The 305-nt window shown below is 48.9% G+C and carries 1 protein-coding gene; it reads right to left on the reverse strand.

The genetic code is table 11. The features are described from left to right. The coding region (locus S1OALGB6SA_RS04975) for a hypothetical protein (protein WP_230204427.1) at nucleotides 1–203 on the reverse strand (203 nt) is incomplete at its 3' end. Nucleotides 204–305: the final 102 nt, after the last annotated feature.

The raw sequence follows: 305 nt of genomic DNA on the forward strand, positions 1-305 counted from the left end.
GCTTCACTGCCGGCAAAGGTGCTTACCACCCAGGCCATGCTGGTGCCGTCGGATTCCGTACTGGTGCCGTCGGATTCCGTACCGGTGCCGTCGGATTCCGTACCGGTGCTGTCGGATCCCGTACTGGTGTTCTCGGGAATCTCGCAGGACACCAAAAGGCTCATAAGAGCCAAAACCAGGATACTGGTGGATATTCTATTCATAATTTCTTCTATAAAGGTTTGATTATAATCTCAAACACTATTATAACCTATTTCATCCCGATTCGCCAGAGGATTTAGAGGTTTTCTCAAATCCAGCGTCTA

This window comes from Olavius algarvensis spirochete endosymbiont, assembly GCA_900608495.1.
Classification (GTDB): domain Bacteria; phylum Spirochaetota; class Spirochaetia; order DSM-2461; family DSM-2461; genus UBA2779.